The following is a 20,615-nucleotide window of genomic DNA, read 5'->3' on the forward strand; positions in this document are numbered from 1 at the left end:
GCGGGGGCTCCTACGCCTTGACCAGCTTGACGCGGCTGCCCGCGCGCAGGGTGCCGAGATTGTTGCGCACCACCTTGGCGCCGGCGGCCAGGCCGCTGGCGATCTCCACCAGCCCGCTCTCGTCGTCGCGGATGCCCAGCTTGACCTGGCGCTCTGCCAGCACGTCGTTTTCCACGCTGTAGACGAAGGCGCGCTCGCCATCGCTGCGCACCGCCGTGGCGGGCACCGCCACCACGCCGGCATGGCGGCCCCGCACCNCGCCACCACGCCGGCATGGCGGCCGAGCACCAGCGCGCCCTGGGCGAACATGCCCGCGCGCAGGCGCGCGTCCGGGTTGTCGACCCGCACATAGACCATGATGCTGCGCGTGCCCTGGCTGACCGCGGGGTTGATGCGCACCAGCTTGCCCTCGAAACGGCCGCTGCCTTCCACGTCAAGCTGCACGGCCTGGCCGATGGCGGCACGCGCCACGTCGGCCATCGGGATCGGCGCCTCCAGTTCCAGCGCGCGCAAGTCCACCACGTCGATCAGGCGGGTGTCGGGTGATACCTTCTCGCCCGGCTGCACAGCGCGCGCCGCCACCAGGCCGTCCAGCGGCGCCTTGACGATCGTATCGGCGAGCGCTTTTTGCGCCACGTCCAGGCCGCCCTGGGCGGCATCGAGGTTGGCGCGCGCCACGTCCAGGTTGCTCTGGAAATTGTCGAAGGCGGTCTTGGAGATAAAGCCCTTGGCCACCAGTTCGCGGTTGCGCTCGAAGGTCTGCTTCGAATTCTCGTACTGGCCGCGCGCCGCCAGCATCTGCCCGCGAGCCTGCGCTACCTTGGCCTGGTATTCGGTAGCATCGATGCGCACGATGACCTGGCCGGCACGCACGGCTTCACCCTCTCGCACCAGCACCTGCTGCACCTCGCCCGAGACCTTGGCCTTGACCGAAGCCTGGTTGAGCGCCCGCAACCCACCGGACAGCGGCAGCGAAACGCGCAGGTCCTGCGTGGTGGCATCGACCAGGTCGGACTGCAGGAATTCCACCAGGCCGGGCGCGGCGGCTCCCCGGGCAGTGGCTTGCGCCGGGGCCGCGCCCGGCTTGCCGTTGCCTGCCTTGCGGACCGCGGCAGCGGCGCTCAACACGCCGATCACGGCAATGGCGGCAATCGCAACGATCAGGATCTTCTTGCGTCGGGTCATGCGGTCTCCGTCGGCCGCGCCGGGGGATCCCGCGCGTCCTGCTGCCCCTGCGCTTGTGCAAGGGCTTCTTGTTGTTCTTTTCGTATCTGCTCCCAGACGTAGGGGCCAACCTGGGGCGGCAGCGGCGTATCGCGCGCCGCGCCGGTGGTCAGGCCGAACAGCAACATCTGGAGCAGGTTGTCGAGGAAAGCCTCGGGGTCGATCTCGATGCGCGACGACGCGCTGAACGCGCGCTGCCACAGCATCAGGAACATCAGCGGCGCGCAGATCAGCGTTGTGGTCGGGTTGGCCGGCGTCTCGCGCAACTCCCCACGCTCCACGCCGCGCTTGAGCACGCGCGCGAACAGTTCGTCACCCGGCAGCACCACTTCCTCATGGTAGAACTGCGCGATGTCGGGGAAGTTGCTGGACTCGGCCATGATCAGCTTGGTCAGGCCGGCTACCGGCGTGGCCCCGATCAGGCCCCACCAGCCGCGCAGCAACTCGCGGAGCAACGCCGGCGTGGAACCCTGGTAGTTCTCCACCAGGTCGATGCCCCTGGTCAGTGTTGGCACCAGGTTCTCGCGTACCACGGTCTTGAACAGCTCTTCCTTATTGGCGAAATACAGATACACCGTGCCTTTGGACACGCCTGCCGCGGCGGCAACATCCTCCAGCCGCGTGGCCGCATAGCCGCGCTGGACGAAAAGCTCGAGCGCGGCGGCCACCAGTTCCTGCGGGCGTGCGGCTTTGCGGCGAGCCCAACGTTTGGTGTTTGCCGCTTCCTGATTCTGGTCTGGAGACTTTTTCACTGTGCCGCTGCGCACCGATGCCGGCGCGTTCCGCGAGAATTGCAGATAAATAACTCTTGGGTCAGTAATGTAGTAGACGCGATTCCGGCGGTCAAGCGTGCCGGCAATCCATGGCACTGCCGGCGCCAAAGCGTGAAGGAGGGGGTTCGGATTGGGGCACAATACGGGGCTGCCGGGCGATGCCTGCCCTGAACCTTTGCCATGCCCCTTCAGTCTGAACTTTCCTGCCGGCCAGATTGTGGCGCTTGTTGCACCGCGCCCTCGATCACTTCGCCCATCCCCGGCATGCCATACGGCAAGCCGGCCGGCGTACCCTGCGTGCAACTGTTGCCAGACCGGCGCTGCGCGATTTTCGGCGAACCCACGCGGCCGGCGTTTTGCGCCGGACTGAAGCCCGCGGCCGACATGTGCGGCGACTCGCGTGTGCATGCGCTGGCATGGTTGTCGCAGCTAGAGGCCGCTACCGCGCCCGGCCACGCCGGTTAAACCCGCAAGGATCAAACAGATGTTCAAAATGACTCGCCGGCGTTGGCTGGCAGCAAGCGGTGCAGCCGCGCTCCTCGCGGGACTCGCCGCCTGCGGTGTGATGAGCAACGACTACACCTTCTCGCAGAGCCAGTTGCAATCGGCACTGGAGCGCAAGTTTCCTTTCAACAAGCGTTATATGGAGCTGTTCGACATCCAGCTCGCCAACCCGCAGCTCACGCTGGACCCCGGCCGCAACCGCGTCAACGTACAGTTCGATGCCACCGTGGACAACCGGCTGTTCTTCCGCCAGCCGCTGACCGGGCGCTTCGCGCTGGACAGCGGCCTGCGCTACGATCCGGCCAGCCGCGCGGTCGTGCTGCAGGATCCGCAGGTCCAGCAGTTCGACGTCAACGGCCTGCCGCCGCAGTTCTCGCGCCAGCTCAATGCGCTCGGCGGCATCCTCGCGGAGCAATTGCTGCAGGACTACCCGCTCTATACCTTCCGCCCCGACGAGCTGCGCCTTGCCGGCGCGAGTGTCGAGCCCGGTACAATCACCGTTTTGCCCAACGGGATCAATGTCAAGATCAATCGTCCGTAAGGACAGGCGGCGCGCTGCGTGAGAGGCATTTGCCTTGCACACGGTAGCGTCATGCTCGTGGTTGATAGTGGTGGTTCCATATGTGTGAGACCGTAAGGGTACTCATTTTCCTTTCTTCGCCTCGCCTTCGTTTTCCTTCGCTCTCCCAATAAGAATGGATATTGCTCTCGCCTTGAAAGCCGTGATCCTCGGCATCGTCGAAGGACTGACCGAGTTCCTGCCTATCTCCAGTACCGGCCACCTGATCCTGGCCGGCCAGTTGCTCGATTTCAACGATGAAAAGGGCAAGATCTTTGAGATCGTGATCCAGTTCGGCGCCATCCTGGCGGTGTGCTGGGAGTTCCGTCGCCGTATCACCACCGTGGTGGGCGGACTGGCCACCGACGAGAAAGCGCGGCGCTTCGCCATCAACGTCATCGTCGCCACCGTGCCGGCGATCGTGCTGGCGCTGGTGTTCGGCAAGTGGATCAAGGCTCACCTGTTCAACCCGATCACCGTGGCGACCGCGTTCATCGTCGGCGGCGTGGTGATCCTGTGGGCCGAGTGGCGCGAAAGCCACCGGGGCCGGGTATCCCATCCGCAAGGCAACGCCTTGCTGAAGGCTGCCCAGGCCGGGGCGCCGCGCATCGAATCCGTCGACGACCTTAACTGGCGCGATGCGATCAAGGTCGGGCTGGCGCAATGCTTCGCCCTGATCCCCGGCACCTCGCGTTCCGGCGCGACCATCATTGGCGGCATGCTGTTCGGGCTGTCGCGCCAGGTGGCTACCGAGTTCTCCTTCTTCCTGGCGATCCCGGTGATCTTCGGGGCCACCGTGTACGAGCTGTACAAGTCACGCGCGCTGCTCTCCGCCGACGACCTCGGCATCTTCGGCATCGGCTTCGTCTTCGCCTTCCTGTCCGCTTTCCTGTGCGTGCGCTGGCTGTTGCGCTTTGTTGCCACCCATGATTTCAAGCCGTTCGCCTGGTACCGCATCGTCTTCGGTATCGTCGTGCTGGTGACGGCTTACTCGGGGCTGATCGCCTGGCATGCCTGATACGTGGTGCAGCAAATGAAAAAGGCGTGGCTCGTGGCCACGCCTTTTTTTATTCCGCCAGCTACGGCATGGCCTCAGGCCCGCTTGCGGAACACCACGTCCCATACGCCATGCCCAAGGCGCACGCCACGACGCTCGAACTTGGTCACCGGGCGGTAGTCCGGCCGCGGCGCGAAGCCGCCGGCTGTATCCGAGGTATTGACCAGGCCTGGCTCGCCGGAGAGCACTTCCACCATCTGGTGAGCGTATTCCTCCCAGTCGGTCGCGCAGTGCAGGTAGCCGCCCGGCTTGAGGCGGCTGGCCAGCAGCTTGACCAGCGGCGGCTGCACCAGGCGCCGCTTGTTGTGGCGCTTCTTGTGCCAGGGGTCGGGAAAGAAGATGTGCACGCCGTCCAGGCAGGATTCCGTCAGCATGTGCGCGATGACTTCGACCGCGTCGTGCGGCATGATCCGCACATTGCCAATCTCGCGCTCGCCAATCAGCTTGAGCAGGGCGCCCACGCCGGGCTCGTGCACCTCGCAGCCCAGGAAGTTGTCCTGCGGGCGCAATTGCGCGATATGCGCGGTGGTCTCGCCCATGCCGAAGCCGATTTCCAGGATCGCCGGGGCAGCGCGGCCAAAAGCAGCCTCCCAGTCGAGCGGCTGCGGGGCATACGGCAGGATGAAGCGCGGCCCCAGGTCATCGATGGCGCGCTGCTGGCCGGTGGAGGTGCGCCCGGCGCGGCGCACGAAGGAACGGATGCGGCGCGGATGCGCGACGTCCGTGCCGGTGTCGGCCGGGATGGGCGCGTTGTCAGCGTCGTCGGCTGGCGTCGGATCGGAGCTGGGGTCTTGGGGGAGCATGGCAACAAAAAAGCCGCCGGGCGGGGCCTGATCGGGTATGCGACCAGGTGGCGAAGGCGGCTCGTCTCAATCTGATGTGGAGCGGGCGATGGGAATCGAACCCACGTCTTTAGCTTGGGAAGCTAAGGTAATGGCCATTATACGACGCCCGCAAGAAGCGCGATTCTACGCGGGATGTCCCGGCGAGCGCAAGGTGCCAGCGTGCCACAGCCGATGAAAAGTGCGTTATTTTCCGCCCCTGCCGCCCGCGCGGCAGGGGCGCCTGCACTATCGCTCCAGCCGCAGCTGGCAAATCGCCGCCTCTTCCTGGCCCGGCGCGAGCCAGCGCAACCCCATGCCATGGTGGATCGCGTTTGGCAGGCCGAGCCAGGGCTCCACGCAGTAGTAGTCGGCGTCGACGTGCTCGGACCATGTGGTGACGGCGAACCACGGTATGCTGCCCGGCGGGTCCAGGTCGATCACCAGCTTGCGGCCCTGAGGGGCAGCGGCGTTGGGTGGCATCGCCAGCGTACAGGCGCGCGGCGCGGCAAGCCGCGGCTGAAGGACGTGGAAGGTGTCTTGCAGGCGCAGGTCATCAAGCCGGTACGCTGCGGCGCCTGCGCCGCTGGATGCCGGCGAGCCATCGGCGCGCTGATGCATCAGGATCGCGGCCGGCATGGCCAGCCCGGATGCCCCGCGCCCCTGGTGGGCAAGCGCGAAATAGAAATGATGGCCGGCGTAATAGGGCAGCGGCTGTGCACCGGCATTGCGCGTGCGCAGCCTGGCTTCGAGCCCGTCCTCCAGCAGGCGGTAAGTGACCTCGAAACTGAAATCGAACGGGTAGGAAGCGCGCGTCGCATCCGAGGCTTGCAGCTCCATGGCAATGCTGCGTCCCGGCTCGTGCCGCGTGACCGCGAAGGGCAGGTCACGCGCGAAACCGTGGTTCGGCATGGCGCGCACGGCGCCGCTGGCGTCTTTCCAGGCACCCTGCGCACCGTCGGCGAAGTGCCTGGCGATAAAGGGGAACAGCAGGGGATTTCCACCGCGAACGCGGGCGGGCTGGGACCAGTCGGCGTTGTCGGGCCAGTAGAGCATGTCCTCGCCGCGATGTACCCAGCGCACCAGGCGGCCGCCGAACTGCGGGGCGAGCAGAAGGAAACTATCTTCGTTTCCGACCCGGATCAATGCCTGGCCCTGGAAGCGGGTATGGGAAAGGGGCTGCATGCGGAGGTTCCGGGGAGTGCATATCGCTGCATCATAGCCGCCATTGCGTTGCCCGCGTGGGCATGCTGCCGGCCGGGCGTCCGGGATGCATAATCATATGGCACCGGTCCAGTGCCGGGCTGGTGCGCCGCGCCCCCGGCAAGGGCATGCGCGGCGTGCCAGGTCCCCGGCGCATGGCACACGCAGCGGACGGTGCTCCACATTCAACCGGGCCGCTGCTGGCGTGAATGTTGCGTCGCAGCGCAGTGCTTTCCCCCAGCGAAAGGAGCTTGTCATGGCCGAGTCCCTCAACAAGTCCAGCGCGCCCGCCGGCGATCCCGCCGCGGACTCCACCCCGACGAAGTTTTCCCACGTGCGCCCGCAAGACACCGCTTTCGTCGACCAGGGTTTGCGCGATTTCTTCCTCTATCGCGATCTCGGCATTGCCGAGGCCACCGGCGGCAAGCTGCTGGTGCAACTGGTCAAGGCCAACCAGCCGCCCGAGCAGGGCACAGGCTGGCACCGCCACGAGGCGCAGTTCCACGTGGTGCTGATGCTCAAGGGCTGGGCGCGCTTCATGTACGAGGACAAGGAGACGCTGGTGGCGACCGGCGATTGCGTCCATCAGCGCCCCGGCATCACCCACTACCTGTTCGATTACTCGCCGGACATGGAGTACCTGGAGATCGTGGGGCCGGCCGACTTCGGTACGGTCGAGGTGGAAGGCCCATGCGCGGTGCCCGCGGTGACACCGTGGCCGAAGGACCGCGACGCCGCCTAGCCGGGCTGCCCTGGAAGCGCCGGGCGCGCTCACGGGCTCGCGCGTTTCATGCGCTCATGTGTACGGCGTCGCGCACCAGCGGATAGACCTGCGTTTCCCAGCGCTTGCCGTTGAATACGCCGTAGTGGCCAACTCCGGTTTGCACATGGTGCATGCGCATATAGGGACGCAGGCTGCCGCACAGTTCCTGCGCCGCCATGGTCTGCCCGATGGCGCAGATATCGTCCCGCTCGCCTTCCACTGTGAGTAGCGCCGTGCGGTGGATCGCGTTCGTGTCCACGCGGCGCCCGCCCACTTCGAGCAGGCCCTGCGCCAGCAAGAAGCGCTGGAACACCATGCTCACGGTTTCGAGATAGAACTCCGCGCTCAGGTCCATGGTGGCGAAGTATTCCTCGTAGAACACCTGGATCGCATCGGCGCGGGCGTGATCGCCGTGGGCGCGAAGGTCGTAAAGATCGCGAAACGCCTGCTGGTGGCGTTCATGGTTCATGCTCATGAAGGCGATCAGCTGCATGAAGCCGGGATAGACGTGGCGCATCGCGCCGGCGAAACGCAGCGGCACGTAGCCGGTGAGCGAATTCTCGAACCATTCGATGGGCTGGCTGGTGGCGAGCTCGTTGACCTTGGTCGGGTTGATGCGCGCGTCGATGGGTCCGGCCATCAGGATCAGGCTGGGCGGCTGGGCAGGGTCATTGTCTTCCGCCATCAGGGCCACTGCGGCCAGCGCCGCCACGGTGGGTTGGCAAACCGCCATCAAGTGCGTGCCGCTGCCGAGGGCGTGGAGAAAATCGATCAGGTGATAGACGAACTCGTCAAAGCCGAAGCGCCCGTGCAGCAACGAGACGTCGCGCGGGTTGTGCCAGTCGGTGATGTAGACGTCGTGGTCGCGCAACATGGTTTGCACGGTGCCCCGCAGCAGCGTGGCAAAGTGGCCCGACATCGGCGCCACCAGCAACACGCGTGGCTGGCCGGAGACGCCATGCTTGCGAAAACGCAGCAGCGAGCAGAAAGGCGTGCTTGCGACCACTTCCTCGGTCACCTGCAACGGTGTGCCGTTTACGGTGACGCTATCGATGCCAAAGGCCGGGCGATGATGCGTCAGCCGGCTCAGCGCGAGCACTTCGCAGGCGGCGCGCGTGGCGCGCATTGGCTCGCAACCTGAGAGCCGCGAGTTCACTGCCAGCGCCGACGCCACCAGGTCGGCGACGCTGCAGGCAGGGTGCATGAGGTCCGCATAGCTCTGGTACACCTGGTACAGCATGGCTCACCCCTTTTTATGCGTTGACCTCATCAGCCGCAATATGCGTGCCACGGCGATGCGGCTGGCATGAGGCTTGCGGGCTTGCCCGTATGGTGTAACGGGGTGACCTGTTCTGGTTCGTATGCGGCGCAAGCGGCGCGCGTGGGCGACGCTTGCTGGCCCTTGGCAATATCGCCGCCTCATGCTGGTGCCGTGTGTTGCACCGTGCCAGTGCCGCGGCGGCTGGAGTGCATCCGGGCATGAAAAGGCGCTTGCGATGTGCGTGTTCCTCATAGGGCTCGACTACCCCCGGGGCCCGGCGAAGTACGCAGGCGCAATACAAATGTCATCGCCATGATGTAGTACAAACTCATAGTAGAAGCAGCGAGCGCAAAGCACATAGCACGACACTGCACCGAGAGATGCGGGCGCACCGTTCACTGGCACACACAACGGCATTCGCCCACCATGCAACGGCTTTTCCAGGTGGCAAGGAGGCGGGATGGCAAGGACGACACTGACCATCAGCAGCAAGACGTATTCTTCATGGTCCCTGCGGGGCTGGCTGCTGGCCCGGTTCGCGGGACTGGAGTTCGAAGAGGTGCTGGTACCGCCCGACGATGCCGCGGCGCGCGCGGAAATCCTGCTGCTGTCGCCCTCCATCCTCGTCCCGCGGTTGCTGCACCAGGGCGTGACAGTGTGGGATACGCTGGCGATTGCCGAGTATCTCAACGAAGTCAGTCCCAAGGCCGGCCTGCTCCCGGAGGAGCGCGCAGCGCGCGCGCATTGCCGCGCCATCTGCGGAGAAATGCACTCAGGCTTCGCGGCCATGCGCTCGGCGCTGCCGATGAACCTGAAGGGGCACTTTCCCGGCTTCAAGGTGTGGTCGCGCGCGCAAGCCGACATCGACCGCATTGCACAGATCTGGACCGAGTGCCTCACACAGTATGGCGGCCCTTACCTGTTCGGCGAAAAACGCACCATGGCCGATGCGATGTATGCGCCGGTAGTGACGCGCTTTGTGACCTATGGCGTGATGCTGGATCCCGCGCCGGTGGAATACTGCAAGCAGATCCTGGCAATGCCGGAGTTGCAGGAATGGATCGCGGACGCCAAGAAAGAGCCCGATGAAATCAGCGAGCTGGAAGTGGAGTTCTGATTCGCCGGTGCAGGGGGTGAAAAGGGGAAAAAGGAGATGGGCAATTAAGAAGAGGGTGCGCCGCGGCGCACCCTCTTTGCTTTACACCGGCGCGGATTCGCTCGCACGCGCCGCGAGGAAATGCACGGCGTAGGCAAAGTACCAGTCCAGCGTCTCCGGGTTGGCCATGGCATCGCGATTGGCTATCTTGTCCGGGGCGTGGCCCAGCAGCAGTTTCTTGACCGGCACTTCCATCTTCTTGCCCGACAGCGTTCGCGGCACGCCTGGCACTTGCAGGATTTCGTTCGGCACATGGCGCGAAGACAGCGCGCTGCGGATGCGCGCGCGCATGATGTCACGCAGCGCATCGTCGAGCACCACGCCTTCGCGCAGCACCACGAACAGCGGCATGTAGGATTCGCGGCCGAGGTACTCGAGATCCACCACCATGCTGTCGAGCACTTCCGGCAGATCTTCCACCACCCGGTACAACTCGCTGGTGCCCATGCGGATGCCGTGGCGGTTGATGGTCGCGTCCGAGCGGCCGTAGATGATGGCGCCGCCATGCGCGGTGATCTTGATCCAGTCGCCGTGGCGCCAGACGCCGGGATAGGTATCGAAGTAACTGTCGCGGTGGCGCTTTCCGTCGGCATCGCCCCACAGGAACAGCGGCATCGACGGCATCGGCGCCGTGCAGACCAGTTCGCCCACTTCTTCGGTCAGCGTCTGGCCGGCTTCGTCGAAGGCTTCCACTTTTGCGCCCAGGCAGCGGCACTGCATCTCGCCTGAATAGACGGGCAGGATCGGGCAACCCGCCACGAAGGAACCGGCGAAGTCGGTGCCGCCGCTCATGGGCGCCAGCCAGATGTCGGTGTGCACGTGGCGGTAGATCCAGTCGTAGGCCTCTGCAGGTAGTGGCGAACCGGTGGAGCCAAGCGCGCGCAGCCGGGACAGGTCGGCCACGCGGGCCGGCTCGATGCCTGCCTTCATGCAACTGGTGAAGAATGCCGCGCCGGCGCCAAAGGCGGTGACGCCGGCGGCATCCACGAAGCGCCACAACACCCCGGCGTCGGGCCAGGCGGGGTTGCCATCGTAGAGCGCGATGGTGGTGCCTAGCAACAGCCCCGCCACCTGGGCATTCCACATGATCCAGCCGCTGCTGCTGTACCAGTGGAAAACGTCATCCGGCCCGAGGTTGTTGTGAAAGGCCATGAGCTTGAGTTGCTCGATGACGATGCCGCCGTGGCCGTGCACGATGGGTTTGGGCATGCCCGTGGTGCCCGAGGAGTAGACAATCCACAGCGGGTGGTCGAACGGTACGGGCTCAATCGCCAGCGGCACGCGATGGGCCAGCACGTCTTGCCATGCGTGGCGGCGCAGGCCGGGCGGAAGCGGGATCGTGCCTTCGCCGGGATTTCCCGCCTGCACCAGCACCAGGTCCGTGAGCGAGGGCAGCGCGGCGGCCAGGTCGGACAGTACCGGTGCGCGGTCGTAAGCCTTGCCGCCGTAGCGGTATCCGTCCACGGCGATCAGCACCTTGGGCTCGATCTGGCGGAAGCGGTCGATCACCGCCACCTGCCCCATGTCGGGCGCGCATCCCGACCAGATCGCGCCCAGGCTGGCGGTGGCCAGGAAGGCGACGACGGTGGCGGGGATGTTCGGGAGGTAGCCTGCCACGCGATCGCCGCGAGTGATGCCCATTTCGCGCAGGGCGTGCGCCAGCGAGGCTACCTGTTGTTCGAGTGCGTCCCAGCCAAGGTCCGTGACTTCAACGGATTCGCCGGCGTAGCGGATGGCGGGGCGCTGGCGCGCCGCGCCGCTGCCGGCATGGCGGAATACCTGCTGCACATAGTTCAGGCTGGCGCCTTCGAACCACCGCGCGCCGGGCATGCCGGCATCGCCGAGCACGCGCGAGGGTGGGGTGTCGAAGCGCAGGTCGAAGTAGGCGCGAATGGCGTCCCAGAAACCTTCCAGGTCGGTCACAGACCACTGCCATAGTGCGGCGTAGTCCGCGAAGGCGAGGCCTCGCTCGCTTTCCAGCCAGCGCATGAAGTGCGCAATACGGCTGCCGTCACGGAACGCCGGCGACGGCGTCCACATCAGTCTCCCTTCTTCAAGGGTGCCCATGTCTCCTCCTCGGGTCCGTCTGCGCGGACGTGCGGATAGGTTGCGATACGGTGTAATGCGGTGCGATGCCTCGCGATACCGTTTGGGTTCGGGAGCGGCTTCGCTCGCCGCCGACCCGGAAACGTGATCTTACATGCAGTCCGCCGTCATGCCTTGGACCGGGCCTCGAACAGCGAGTCCCAAAGGCCATCGACGCGTGCCTTGACGGCGGCATCCATCTGGATCGGGCGGCCCCATTCGCGGGTGGTTTCGCCGGGCCATTTGTCGGTGGCGTCGATGCCCATCTTCGAGCCCAGCCCGGATACCGGCGAGGCGAAGTCGAGATAGTCGATCGGCGTGTTTTCCACCAGCACGGTATCGCGCGCGGGATCGACGCGCGTGGTGATGGCCCAGATCACTTCCTTCCAGTCGCGCACGTCGACGTCGTCGTCCACCACCACGATGAACTTCGTATACATGAACTGGCGCAGGAAGCTCCAGACGCCGAACATCACGCGCTTGGCGTGGCCGGCGTACTGCTTCTTCATGCGCACCACGGCCATGCGGTAGCTGCAGCCCTCGGGCGGCAGGTAGAAATCCGTGATTTCCGGGAACTGCTTTTGCAGCAGGGGCACGAAGACTTCGTTAAGCGCCACGCCAAGCACGGCCGGCTCGTCGGGCGGCTTGCCAGTGTAGGTGGAGTGGTAGATCGGATCGCGCCGCATGGTGATGCGGTCGATGGTGAAGACCGGGAACCAGTCCTGCTCGTTGTAATAGCCGGTGTGGTCGCCGTACGGGCCTTCCAGCGCGTGCTGGTAGCCGGAAGGGTGGTTCGGGTCGGGCTGGATATGGCCTTCCAGCACGATTTCGGCCGAAGCCGGCACGCTCAGTTCGGACAGCGTGGGCGTGATGCAGCCGGCCAGCGCGGTGCGGCTGCCACGCAGCAGTCCCGCGAACTGGTATTCCGACAAGGTGTCCGGCACGGGCGTGACGGCGCCGAGGATGGTGGCCGGGTCCGCACCCAGCGCCACCGCGATCGGGAATGGCTTGCCGGGGTTGCTCAGCGCATGCTCGCGGAAGTCCAGCGCGCCGCCGCGATGCGCCAGCCAGCGCATGATGACCTGGTTGCGGCTGATGACCTGCTGGCGGTAGATGCCCAGGTTCTGCCGCTTCTTGTGCGGGCCCTTGGTGATCACCAGGCCCCAGGTGATCAGCGGCGCCGCGTCTTCCGGCCAGCACGTCTGGATGGGCAGGCGCGCCAGGTCCACGTCGTTGCCTTCCCAGACCACCTCCTGGCAGGCCGGGCTGCCGACTCGCTTGGGCGCCATGTCCCACACGGACTTGGCCAGCGTGAACAGCTTGCCGGCTTCGCGCAGGCCGCGGGGCGGTTCGGGCTCTTTGAGCGCCGACAGGACACGGCCGATATCACGTAGATCGGCCAGGCTTTCGGCGCCCATGCCCAGCGCCACCCTGCGTGTCGTACCGAACAGATTGGCCAGTACGGGGACGCTATAACTCTGTCCAGGCGTCCGGGGATCGCTCGGGTTTTCGAACACGACTGCCGGTCCGCTTGCCCGCAACAGCCTGTCGCAGATTTCGGTCATTTCGAGGTTGGGCGACACCGGCGCATCAATCCGTTTCAGTTCGCCAAGGCCTTCCAGCTGGCCGATGAAATCGCGCAAGTCGTTGTATTTCATAGTGAATTCTAGTGGTGTACAGGCGACGGAGCGCGCCTGTCCTGGCAAGTTATATGCTTCTATCTACACATTGGTGCGATGAGGCGCAAAAAAATCATCCTCATTTGCATCTCCAAATTGTAAATTTTTTGACACCGTCGAGGTCGGCCGCGATGGCCTCCATGCATTGCCAGTGCTGACTTTCCCAGAGTCGGGGGGTGGTGAAAGTGCGTCAAAGAGCCTTGTTACATATAACCAAAAGCTTTGTTAATTGAAATCGTTATTCTTGACGATGTATAAAAGGGTTTCTACAATCCGTTTCTGCTCGTTGGAGTGTTGCGGTGCAGCACATTTTTCTGCGCCCTGTCAAGGGGTTAGTGAAGAATCATCCATATCCGATCATATGAGCGGATCCGTCAGTGCAGGACGGGTCCGGTCGATCGCCCCGGCGCTGGCCGGGTGCTTTGAGTAGTTCGCGGCAGGGCAGGCTCCCCCAAGAGCCTACCTTGTTTCTCGTTGGGCGCATGGGGAGCGCTCACCAACAGGTGCTGGACGTCATTGCTAGGCGGCGCGGCATCCTTACTTGAATACGCGGTCAACGGACGTGCGGCGCAACAACGCGGCGCGAAGCGGACGGCGGATGGAGGTAAGTATGAGTGGTTGGAAAACCCTTCATCTTCCCGGAGTCGGGCGGGCATTGCAGGTCCGTTTCAGACAACCGGTACCCGGAGTGAATCGGGCATTGCAGGTCCGTCTCGCGCATCCGGTCGCTGGCCGCGCCTTGCGGAGCGGTCGCGCAACATTGAAATATGCCCTGAACAGTCTCGGGGTGTTGTCTGTAGTCGCAGCTGTATCGCTGTCGGTCAGCCAGGAGTGGCGTACGGCCCTCGCTGGCGCGCTGGCCGGCGAGGAAGCGCCCGCGGTACTGATGGAAGCGGCGGTGCCTGCCAGTACGGCCGACGTGGCCGCGGCCAAGATCGGTCTGGCGCCGGCCAAGCCCGTGGGCCTGCCCACGGTGTCCGGCACCGACGACTGGGGCCAGCCGGCCGGCAAGGTGCCCTCCGTGGCCCACCTGGCCGCGCAGATCCCGGCGCAGCGCGTGGCGCTGGATGCGCGCAACCCGGCTACGCTGGGCAGCGCGCGCGAGCAGGCAGTCGTGGCTGAGTACATCGCACGCAAGTACCGCGTCGCGGCGCAGGCAACCGCGCAGCTGGTGAAGGCTGCGTACCTGACCGGGCGTGAGGTTGGCATCGATCCGCTGCTGATCCTGGGCGTGATCGCCATCGAGTCCAGCTTCAACCCGTACGCCGAGAGCGGCGTGGGCGCGCAGGGCCTGATGCAGGTGATGACCAAGGTCCACCAGGACAAGTACGAGGCCGTGGGCGGCGTGGCAGCCGCGCTCAACCCGTACGCCAATATCAAGATCGGCGCGCTGGTGCTGAAGGACTGCATCGCCCGCGCGGGTTCGCTGGAAGGCGGCCTGAAGTACTACGTCGGCGCAGCGACCACCAACACCGACGGCGGCTATGGCGCCAAGGTGCTGGCAGAACGTGCCCGCCTGCGTCAGCTGCCCGGCGTGCGCAGCGTCACGGCCGAGCCCGTGGCTGCCAAGCCGGAAGTGACTACCGACGCCAAGTCGCAGGCAGAGCACCATCAAGGTACGACCAGCGACAAGCTGGAAGCCGCCGGGAACGTGCCGAAAAGCGCCTGATACGCACCGGCGGCAGCCTGGACGGCTGCTGCTTGCCGGCACGCGCGAGAAGGCGCCTCCGGGCCCGCCAGGACAAGACGGAGCCGGCAACCAGAAAAAAAGCACCCGCAGGGGTGCTTTTTTTCGTTTGATGCGCCTTCGTTTGGGTCTCGTTTGTGCAATCCTCAGGCGAAAAACTTGCCCAGTCGCGCCATGGCTTCCTCAATGTTCTCCATGGAGGTCGCGTACGAGATCCGGATATAGTCACTGGCCGTATAGGGACCAAAATCCTGGCCCGGTACCATGACCACGCCCGCATCGCGCAGCATGGCCTGGGTCAGGGTGTCGGCGTCGCCCGCGGCGGGGTGGTTGACGCCCCGGCAGTCCGCATACACGTAGAAGGCGCCATCCGGCTTGACCGGCACCCGCAGGCCGAGCGATTCCAGCGCCGGCACGATGGCGTCGCGGCGACGATGGAATTCGGCCTTGCGTGCGTCATAGATGGCCAGCGCTTCGGGGGAGAAGCAGGCCAGCGCCGCGTGCTGGGCCACGGCCGAGGCGCAGATAAACAGATTCTGCGCCACTTTCTCGAAGGCATTCACCAGTTCGTCCGGCACCACCAGCCAGCCCAGGCGCCAGCCGGTCATGTTGAAGTACTTGGAGAAGCTGTTGACGGTGATCACATCGTCGTCCAGGCTCAGCGCCGATACCGGCGGCGCGTCGTACGACAGGCCCTGGTAAATCTCGTCGACGATGGCGAAGCCCTGGCGGGCGCGTACGGCCCTAAGGATGCGCGCCAGCTCATCCGGCAGGATCGAGGTGCCGGTGGGGTTGGAGGGCGAGGCGAGCAGCACGCCACGGGTCTGCTCGCCCCAGTGTGCTTCCACCTGCGCGGCCGTGAGCTGGAAGCGCTGGGCCGGGCCGCTCGGGATCATCCTGGCACGGCCGTCGAAGGCTGCGACGAAATGGCGGTTGCAGGGATAGCTGGGGTCCGGCATCAGCACCTCGGCACCGATCTCCACCATCACGGCGCACGCCAGCAGCAGCGCGCCCGAGGCGCCGGCGGTGACCATCACGCGGCGCGCCGGGATGTCGATCCCGTACATGGTCTTGTAATAGCCGGCGATGGCCTCGCGCAGCGGCGCGATGCCCAGCGCGCCGGTGTACTGGGTGACGCCCCGGCGCATGGCCGCCTCGGCCGCCCGCACGACGGGCTCGGCGGCGGTGAAGTCGGGCTCGCCAATGCCCATGTGGATGATGTGGCGCCCGGCACGTTCGAGTTCGGCGGCCTGCTTGGCCAGCTCCATCACGTGGAAGGCATCGATGTTGGCAAGTCGGGAGGCGGTGGCGAGGCGCTGCATGTCCATGGCGGGAATAGGCTTGGTGGGCTGGGTTGGGGGAGGAGACGCGAGGTTAAAGCGGAATTAAGCCGGGTTGACCGGCGTAGAAGTAAAAACACCCGCCGGAGCGGGTGCCTGAACGGCAAGCCTGGCGCCGTGAATGGCGCAGGTTGCCGTCGCTCAGCGTCGGGCGGCCAGTTCGGGCGCGCGCACCTTGGCGGCCAGCTTGTCCAGCACACCGTTGACGTATTTATAGCCTTCCACGCCGCCGAAGGTCTTGGTCAGTTCCACGGCTTCGTTGATGACCACCTTGTACGGGATGTCGACGCAGTGGATCAGCTCGTAGCTGCCGATCAGCAGGGCAGCGCGCTCCACCGGCGACAGCTCGGCCACCGGGCGGTCCAGGAAAGGCTCGAACGCACCGGTCAGCCTGGTTTCTTCGCGGATGGCGCCATTGAGCAGGGCGTCGAAGTGCTCGCGGTCAGCCTTGTTGAAGCCCTGGGCGTCGTGCAGGTGGGCCTGGATCGCATTGGTATCGTTGCGATTCAGCAGCCACTGGTACAGGCCCTGCAGTGCGAGTTCGCGCGAGCGGCGGCGCGCGCTCTTGGGCGCTGCCTTGGGCTCGGACTTGGCGGCGGGCTTGGCGCCGGCGTCGTCCGCCGGCTTGCCGGCGGGGTTGCTGCTATCGGGCGCGTCACTCATCGTCGTCCTCGTCTTCATCCTCTTCCTGGCCGCGCAGCGAATCCAGCGCGGAAACCAGGTTTGCCATTTCCACCGCGGCGCGGGCGCAATCGCGGCCCTTCTCGCGGGTGCGGGCGTGAGCCTGGGCGTCGGTGTCGACGGTCAGGATGCCGTTGGAGATGGGCACGTTGAAGTCCAGCCCGACGCGGGTGATGCCGGCGCCGGATTCGTTCGAGACCAGCTCGAAGTGGTAGGTCTCGCCGCGGACCACCGCGCCAAGCGCGATCAGTGCGTCGAACTGGCCGCTTTCGGCCATCTTTTGCAGTGCCAGCGGAATCTCGAGGGCGCCGGGCACGGTCACCACCAGGGTGTCCTCGCCTTCGATGCCCAGCTTTTCCAGTTCGGCCACGCAGGCTTCGCGCAGTTCGTCGCAAACCGGCTCGTTGAAGCGCGCTTGCACGATGCCGATGCGCAGGCCTTCACCTTCGAGGTTGCTGGGATAGAAACCGTGATCCATCTTGTGTTCTCCTGGGTTCGGGGTGGCGGCCGGCGATAGGATTGCGGCCGCCGGATATCCGGTAGTTCAGTTTGCCTGGCCGCCGCTCATGGGCTGGTAGCCAGTCACTTCAAGGTCATAGCCGGTCATGCTCGGCATTTTCAGCGGGGAAGCCAGCACACGCATCTTGCCCACGCCCAGATCCTTGAGGATCTGGGCGCCGGTGCCATAGGTGCGCAGGTCCGGCTTCACACGGGGGCGATTCTGCGGGGCATCAAGGGCCGAGAACTGCGTGAACAGCTGCTCCGCCGTGTCCCCGCAGTTCAGCAGCACCATCACGCCGTGATCGGCCTCGGCAATGGCCTCGAGCGCGGCGGGCACGCTCCACGAATGCGTGGTGCGCGACACTTCGAGCAGGTCCAGGGTGGACAGCGGCTCGTGCACCCGCACCAGCGTTTCCCGGTCGGGCTGCGGCGCACCTTTGACCAGCGCCAGGTGCGCGCGGCCGCTCGGCTTGTCGCGATAGATGATGCTGTTGAAGGTACCGTAGGGCGTTTGCATGGTGCGCTCGCCGGCGCGCTCGATAATGCTCTCGGTACGGCTGCGGTAGTGAATCAGGTCGGCAATGGTGCCAATCTTGATGTCATGCTCCTGCGCGAACTCGACCAGGTCGGGCAGGCGCGCCATGGTGCCGTCGTCCTTCATGATCTCGCAGATCACGGCAGCCGGCGTAAGGCCGGCCAGGGCGCCCAGGTCGCAACCGGCCTCGGTATGGCCCGCGCGGATCAGCACGCCACCGGGCTGGGCCGTCAGCGGGAAGATATGGCCGGGCTGGACCAGGTCGGTGGCGCGGGCGTCCTTTGCCACGGCGGCCTGCACGGTACGGGCCCGGTCGGCTGCCGAAATGCCGGTAGTGACGCCCTCGGCCGCTTCGATCGATACCGTGAAGTTGGTGCCGTGGACGGTGCCGTTGCGGCTGACCATGGGTTGCAGCTCGAGCTGGCGGCAGCGCTCGGCGGTCAGCGTCAGGCAGATCAGGCCGCGGCCATACTTGGCCATGAAGTTGATCGCCTCCGGTGTGACGAAATCGGCAGCCAGCACCAGGTCGCCCTCGTTCTCGCGGTCTTCCTCGTCAACCAGGATAACCATGCGGCCGGCACGGATTTCGGCAATGATTTCTTCTGTACGGGCGATTGTCATGGCTTGCAGGCTGGAAAGCGGGCTGAGGTTGGGGCTGGAATTCTGGCTGAATTTCGGGCGGGATGGCTTGCTGGCCGGCTGTCGGCACTGGCTCGCCGGGACCCGCCTTGGGGGGAAACCGGCCGGCCGCGGCAGCGGTCTGGCCCAATATTGTACGTCAACCGCGCGCCGCAAGGCGCGCGCTGCCCGCCGGGGACCTCCCGGTGGCGGTTGACGCTTGGGGTGCGTGGCAATGGCGGCCGGCTAGCGGCGCCTGGAAGCGCGCATATCAGGCGGCTTTCGGGGCGCTCAGCATGCGTTCCACGTACCGCGCGATCAGATCGATCTCCAGGTTCACGCGCGCGCCGGGCTTGAGATCCTGCAGCGTGGTGACCTCGATCGTGTGGGGGATCAGGTTGATCGAGAAGGTGCAGCTGTCCTTCTCGTCAATGACCTTGTTGACCGTGAGCGATACGCCGTTGACAACCACCGACCCCTTGTAGGCCAGGTAACGCCCCAGCTCGCGCGGGGCGCGCACGCGCAACTCGCGGGATTCGCCCACCGGAGCGAAGTGCGTGACTTCGCCTAGCCCGTCGACATGGCCGGATACCAGATGGCCACCGAGACGGTCGGCCAGGGTCAGCGCCTTTTCCAGGTTGACGCGACCTGGCCTGTCGAGGCCAGCGGTCTTGTCGAGTGACTCACGCGATACATCCACGTCGAAGGCGTCCCCGTCCAGCGCGATCACCGTCATGCAAGCGCCCTGGATGGCGATGCTGTCACCCAGGATGACGTCGGACAGGTCAAGCCCGGGAGCGCGGATGCGCAGGCGCACGCCGGCGTCGGCTGCGGCTTCGCTGGCACCCAGCGGGGAAACGGATTCGATGCGGCCGACGGCCGCGACAATGCCAGTGAACATGGTAGGTGCGAAATGCGATGGGAAAACACGCATGCTAGCAGGTGCGGCGCCAGTTCGTATTTGCCCCGGAGCCTCCTGTTGTCGGGGGGCCGGCAGGCGGTCAGGCGTGGTCGGCGCGGCGTGCGATCAGCCGCACGTCTTCCCCGATCATGCGTACGTCATGCCAGCGGAAGGCCGCGGCGTCCTGCAGCCGTGCCAGGGGCGGCAACTGGAACATGCCTTGCGCATCTCCCAGCAGCTTGGGCGCCAGGTAGACCAGCAGTTCGTCGGCGCAATGCTCGCGGATCAGCGAGCCGTTCAGCTTGAACCCGGCTTCCACATGCAGCTCGTTGACGCCGCGCCGCCCAAGTTCTTCCAGCATATGGCGCAGTTCCACCTTGCCGTGCGGATTGGGCAGCACCACCACCTCGACGCCGCGAGCCTCCAGCGCGCGCCGGCGCGCGCCGTCGTCGAAGGCGCAGAACACCAGCACCGGCTTGGCAAAATCGCCGGTGTCCGGCGTCAGCAGGCGTGCGTCCAGCGGGATCTCCAGCCGGGAGTCCACCACCACGCGCTGTGGCTGGCGTGGCGTGTCCACGGCGCGCACATTCAACTGTGGGTTGTCGTCGCGCACGGTGCCGATGCCGGTGAGGATGGCGCTTGCGCGCGCGCGCCAGGCATGGCCATCGTCGCGTGCCGCCTGGCCGGTAATCCACTGGCTGGTGCCATCGTGCAGCGCGGTACCGCCGTCGAGCGAGGCGGCAACCTTGATCCGCACCCAGGGCAGTCCGCGCGTCATGCGGTTGACAAATCCGATATTGAGTTCGCGGGCTTCTTTTTCCAGGAGCCCGCAGCGCACGTCCACGCCGGCTTCGCGCAGCCGTTGCAAGCCGCGGCCGGAAACGGTGGGGTTCGGGTCTTCCATGGCCGCTACCACGCGCGCGATGCCGGCGCGCACCAGCGCATCCGCGCAGGGCGGCGTCCGGCCAAAATGGCTGCAAGGCTCCAGCGTGACGAAGGCCGTGGCGCCGGCCGGATCGTTGCCGCGCGCGGCGGCGTCCTTGAGCGCCTGTATCTCGGCGTGATCCTGTCCGGCGGGTTGCGTGAAGCCCTGGCCGATGATCTTGCCGTCCTTGGACAAAACGCAGCCGACGCGCGGATTGGGCGTGGTGGTGTACATGCCTCGCGCCGCTAGCGCGAGAGCTTGTGCCATGGCTGCGTGGTCGGTGTCGGAGAACATGAGGCCTGGTGCTTCCTGCCGCGCGGGCGGCGAGTTGAGGTTGGTTTC

At 65.7% G+C, this 20,615-nt stretch carries 18 protein-coding genes, 1 tRNA gene and 2 pseudogenes; 6 read left to right on the forward strand and 15 right to left on the reverse strand.

Annotation, left to right across the window (positions count from 1 at the left end):
- Nucleotides 1-10: 10 nt before the first annotated feature.
- The 3 genes and pseudogenes from CF70_RS37640 to CF70_RS10495 form a co-directional block, all read right to left on the reverse strand.
- Nucleotides 11-257 (reverse strand): annotated as a pseudogene (locus CF70_RS37640) (efflux RND transporter periplasmic adaptor subunit); the annotation flags it as partial.
- Between the two features lies 1 nt (nucleotide 258).
- A pseudogene (locus tag CF70_RS10490) lies at nucleotides 259-1,185 on the reverse strand (efflux RND transporter periplasmic adaptor subunit); the annotation flags it as partial.
- Nucleotides 1,182-1,976 (reverse strand): TetR/AcrR family transcriptional regulator, encoded by a 795-nt coding sequence (locus CF70_RS10495; protein WP_035864088.1) that lies wholly within the window; start codon nucleotides 1,974-1,976, stop codon nucleotides 1,182-1,184. The pseudogene CF70_RS10490 and the gene CF70_RS10495, both read right to left, overlap by 4 nt.
- Nucleotides 1,977-2,177: 201 nt before the next feature.
- On the opposite strand from CF70_RS10495, the gene CF70_RS37645 reads away from it, so the two are divergent.
- The 3 genes from CF70_RS37645 to CF70_RS10510 all read left to right on the forward strand — a co-directional run bounded on the left by CF70_RS37645 (nucleotide 2,178) and on the right by CF70_RS10510 (nucleotide 4,078).
- Nucleotides 2,178-2,462: a YkgJ family cysteine cluster protein gene (locus CF70_RS37645; protein ID WP_035863873.1), complete on the forward strand. Its 285-nt coding sequence runs from the start codon at nucleotides 2,178-2,180 to the stop codon at nucleotides 2,460-2,462.
- A gap of 19 nt (nucleotides 2,463-2,481) precedes the next feature.
- Nucleotides 2,482-3,042, forward strand: coding sequence for a DUF1439 domain-containing protein (locus CF70_RS10505; protein ID WP_035863875.1), 561 nt, complete (start codon nucleotides 2,482-2,484; stop codon nucleotides 3,040-3,042).
- A 154-nt stretch (nucleotides 3,043-3,196) separates the two neighbouring features.
- Complete coding sequence (locus CF70_RS10510; RefSeq protein WP_035863878.1) at nucleotides 3,197-4,078, forward strand: undecaprenyl-diphosphate phosphatase; 882 nt, start codon at nucleotides 3,197-3,199, stop codon at nucleotides 4,076-4,078.
- Nucleotides 4,079-4,152: 74 nt separating this feature from the next.
- Here CF70_RS10510 and trmB read toward each other — a convergent pair whose 3' ends face one another.
- From trmB to CF70_RS10525, 3 genes are all read right to left on the reverse strand, one after another.
- Complete coding sequence (gene trmB, locus CF70_RS10515; protein ID WP_035863881.1) at nucleotides 4,153-4,920, reverse strand: tRNA (guanosine(46)-N7)-methyltransferase TrmB; 768 nt, start codon at nucleotides 4,918-4,920, stop codon at nucleotides 4,153-4,155.
- A gap of 77 nt (nucleotides 4,921-4,997) precedes the next feature.
- Nucleotides 4,998-5,072: transfer RNA gene (locus CF70_RS10520), tRNA-Gly, on the reverse strand.
- A 115-nt stretch (nucleotides 5,073-5,187) separates the two neighbouring features.
- A complete protein-coding gene (locus CF70_RS10525; protein WP_035863884.1) occupies nucleotides 5,188-6,123 on the reverse strand; it encodes an aldose epimerase in 936 nt (311 codons plus the stop codon).
- Nucleotides 6,124-6,397: 274 nt separating this feature from the next.
- On the opposite strand from CF70_RS10525, the gene CF70_RS10530 reads away from it, so the two are divergent.
- Entirely contained in the window at nucleotides 6,398-6,883 is a 486-nt protein-coding gene (locus CF70_RS10530) for a cupin domain-containing protein (RefSeq protein ID WP_051648237.1), read from the forward strand.
- Nucleotides 6,884-6,929: 46 nt separating this feature from the next.
- Here CF70_RS10530 and CF70_RS10535 read toward each other — a convergent pair whose 3' ends face one another.
- Entirely contained in the window at nucleotides 6,930-8,144 is a 1,215-nt protein-coding gene (locus CF70_RS10535; protein ID WP_035863886.1) for a polyhydroxyalkanoate depolymerase, read from the reverse strand.
- Nucleotides 8,145-8,625: 481 nt separating this feature from the next.
- On the opposite strand from CF70_RS10535, the gene CF70_RS10540 reads away from it, so the two are divergent.
- Nucleotides 8,626-9,282, forward strand: a complete 657-nt coding sequence (locus CF70_RS10540) for a glutathione S-transferase family protein (protein ID WP_035863888.1) — start codon at nucleotides 8,626-8,628, stop codon at nucleotides 9,280-9,282.
- An 81-nt stretch (nucleotides 9,283-9,363) separates the two neighbouring features.
- Here the strand turns inward: CF70_RS10540 and CF70_RS10545 are convergent, their stop codons facing one another.
- Together CF70_RS10545 and ubiD are read right to left on the reverse strand one after the other, a co-directional pair.
- Nucleotides 9,364-11,388, reverse strand: a complete 2,025-nt coding sequence (locus CF70_RS10545) for an acetoacetate--CoA ligase (RefSeq protein ID WP_035863890.1) — start codon at nucleotides 11,386-11,388, stop codon at nucleotides 9,364-9,366.
- 146 nt (nucleotides 11,389-11,534) lie between these two features.
- Nucleotides 11,535-13,064, reverse strand: a complete 1,530-nt coding sequence (gene ubiD / locus CF70_RS10550) for a 4-hydroxy-3-polyprenylbenzoate decarboxylase (RefSeq protein ID WP_035863893.1) — start codon at nucleotides 13,062-13,064, stop codon at nucleotides 11,535-11,537.
- Between the two features lie 631 nt (nucleotides 13,065-13,695).
- On the opposite strand from ubiD, the gene CF70_RS10555 reads away from it, so the two are divergent.
- On the forward strand, nucleotides 13,696-14,754 hold the full coding sequence (locus tag CF70_RS10555) for a lytic transglycosylase domain-containing protein (RefSeq protein WP_035863895.1): 1,059 nt from the start codon (nucleotides 13,696-13,698) through the stop codon (nucleotides 14,752-14,754).
- A gap of 164 nt (nucleotides 14,755-14,918) precedes the next feature.
- Here the strand turns inward: CF70_RS10555 and CF70_RS10560 are convergent, their stop codons facing one another.
- The 6 genes from CF70_RS10560 to ribD form a co-directional block, all read right to left on the reverse strand.
- Nucleotides 14,919-16,100: a pyridoxal phosphate-dependent aminotransferase gene (locus CF70_RS10560; protein ID WP_035863897.1), complete on the reverse strand. Its 1,182-nt coding sequence runs from the start codon at nucleotides 16,098-16,100 to the stop codon at nucleotides 14,919-14,921.
- 153 nt (nucleotides 16,101-16,253) lie between these two features.
- The gene (gene nusB, locus CF70_RS10565; RefSeq protein WP_035863899.1) at nucleotides 16,254-16,775 is read right to left on the reverse strand and encodes a transcription antitermination factor NusB; all 522 of its coding nucleotides are present in this window, start codon (nucleotides 16,773-16,775) and stop codon (nucleotides 16,254-16,256) included.
- Entirely contained in the window at nucleotides 16,768-17,271 is a 504-nt protein-coding gene (gene ribH / locus CF70_RS10570; RefSeq protein WP_035863901.1) for a 6,7-dimethyl-8-ribityllumazine synthase, read from the reverse strand. Before ribH ends, nusB begins: the two co-directional genes overlap by 8 nt.
- 66 nt (nucleotides 17,272-17,337) lie before the next feature.
- Nucleotides 17,338-18,450, reverse strand: coding sequence for a bifunctional 3,4-dihydroxy-2-butanone-4-phosphate synthase/GTP cyclohydrolase II (gene ribBA / locus CF70_RS10575; protein WP_035863903.1), 1,113 nt, complete (start codon nucleotides 18,448-18,450; stop codon nucleotides 17,338-17,340).
- Between the two features lie 268 nt (nucleotides 18,451-18,718).
- Nucleotides 18,719-19,348 (reverse strand): riboflavin synthase, encoded by a 630-nt coding sequence (locus tag CF70_RS10580; protein WP_035863906.1) that lies wholly within the window; start codon nucleotides 19,346-19,348, stop codon nucleotides 18,719-18,721.
- Nucleotides 19,349-19,448: 100 nt separating this feature from the next.
- Complete coding sequence (ribD, locus tag CF70_RS10585) at nucleotides 19,449-20,567, reverse strand: bifunctional diaminohydroxyphosphoribosylaminopyrimidine deaminase/5-amino-6-(5-phosphoribosylamino)uracil reductase RibD (protein WP_035863908.1); 1,119 nt, start codon at nucleotides 20,565-20,567, stop codon at nucleotides 19,449-19,451.
- Nucleotides 20,568-20,615: the final 48 nt, after the last annotated feature.

Source organism: Cupriavidus sp. SK-3 (assembly GCF_000611145.1).
Classification (GTDB): domain Bacteria; phylum Pseudomonadota; class Gammaproteobacteria; order Burkholderiales; family Burkholderiaceae; genus Cupriavidus.